The following is a 1,566-nucleotide window of genomic DNA, read 5'->3' as shown; positions in this document are numbered from 1 at the left end:
TTTTAAAGAAATCAGATCGAGAATATTACGATTTAGAAATCACTGAAGATCATCAAAAACTTTATGATCAGTACGTTTCAGGTGATTTAAACAAGCAAGATTTTGAAGAACAACTAAACAAATTGATCAAGTAACCGAGCGAGTGTCTACGAGCGACTGAGCATTATAAAAATTTGCCCCTGCCTTTTCCCTGATTACAAGCTCCCTGTTGCTTCATAACGAGATTTACAGAGCAAAGCGACTGTAGCCACTGGCTCCATGACGAGCGAAGCGAGCATAAAGCTTTATGAGCGAAGCGAATCCATTCTTGTTTTTAGCGTCCTAGCCGGTCTTTGAAAAAAACTGCCCCCAGGAATCGAGCGCAGCGAGATTCAATAGAGTTTGAGCGAAGCGAAAACATAGGGCAGTTTTAAATGCCGTTTTTAATTTTTTTGGGCTTTTAATAATAAAAAAGCTTTTAAATGCTTTTAAGCAGTCTGAAAGCATTGATATACGTGCGTTTCAGAGGACATAAGACGACACTTAGTGTGCTAAAAGACGACACTTAGTGTGCTAGAAATTCTCAATAAGACGACACTTAGTGTGCTTTGAAAGACAAAATAAAACATGTCGTTTTAAGCACGTTTAGTTTGCAAGATGCGACAAAATAAAATATGTCTGCTTATTGCTTCTTGATAAGGCTTCACATAAGATCAATAAGACGACATAATAAAATAAGACGCTATATGAAAGATTTAATTGTGAAAGATAACGCTTTAATTAATGCCAGCTACAATCTTGACCTAGTGGAACAACGGTTAATTCTTTTAGCAATAATTGAAGCCCGTGAAAGTGGTAAAGGTATTAATGCGAATGACCCTTTAACTATTCACGCAGAGAGCTATATCAACCACTTTGATGTATTGAAAAATGGTGCTTATCAAGCACTAAAAGAAGCCTGTAAAGACTTGTTTGCTCGTCAATTTAGCTATCAAGAACCAAGAGGAAAAGGAGTAGCTCATATTACCTCACGTTGGGTTTCTCAAATTGCATACATCGAAAAAACGGCATCTGTTGAGTTAATTTTTTCACCTGCAATTATCCCTTTAATAACTCGGCTAGAAAAACAATTTACGAGCTATGAGTTAGAGCAAGTAAAAGGGCTTTCCACTGGCTACGCCATTAGACTTTATGAACTTTTGATTGCTTGGCGTAGTAGTGGGAAAACACCAATTATTGAGCTAAGTGAGTTCAGAGAAAGATTGGGAGTATTAGAAAGTGAATATCATCGAATGCACGACTTTAAAAAGCGTGTTTTAGAACCATCATTAAAGCAAATCAATGAAAATACAGATATTACTGTCAAAGAAGAACAGCACAAAAGAGGACGTAATATTATTGGTTTTTCATTCCGATTTAAACAGAAGGCACAGCCAAAAAAACAACAAAAAACCGACCCTAAACGAGATCCAAACACACCTGATTTCTTTGTCGAAATGACCGATGCACAACGGCATTTGTTTGCACACAAATTATCTGAACTGCCCGAAGTTGGTAGCGAATATGCAGAGATCGGAGAGTCATCCG

1 protein-coding gene is annotated in these 1,566 nt (G+C 37.3%); it reads left to right on the top strand.

The annotated features are described in order from the left end of the window. Nucleotides 1–725: 725 nt before the first annotated feature. Nucleotides 726–1,566, top strand: an 841-nt coding sequence (gene repM, locus FTV31_RS16730) for a replication initiation protein RepM (protein ID WP_179996767.1), incomplete at its 3' end; no start/stop codon positions are given.

It is taken from the genome of Acinetobacter sp. YH16031, assembly GCF_013417335.1.
Classification (GTDB): domain Bacteria; phylum Pseudomonadota; class Gammaproteobacteria; order Pseudomonadales; family Moraxellaceae; genus Acinetobacter.
The sequence above is the reverse complement of the archived record's forward strand: the minus strand, read 5'-3'. Positions and strand labels throughout refer to the sequence as shown.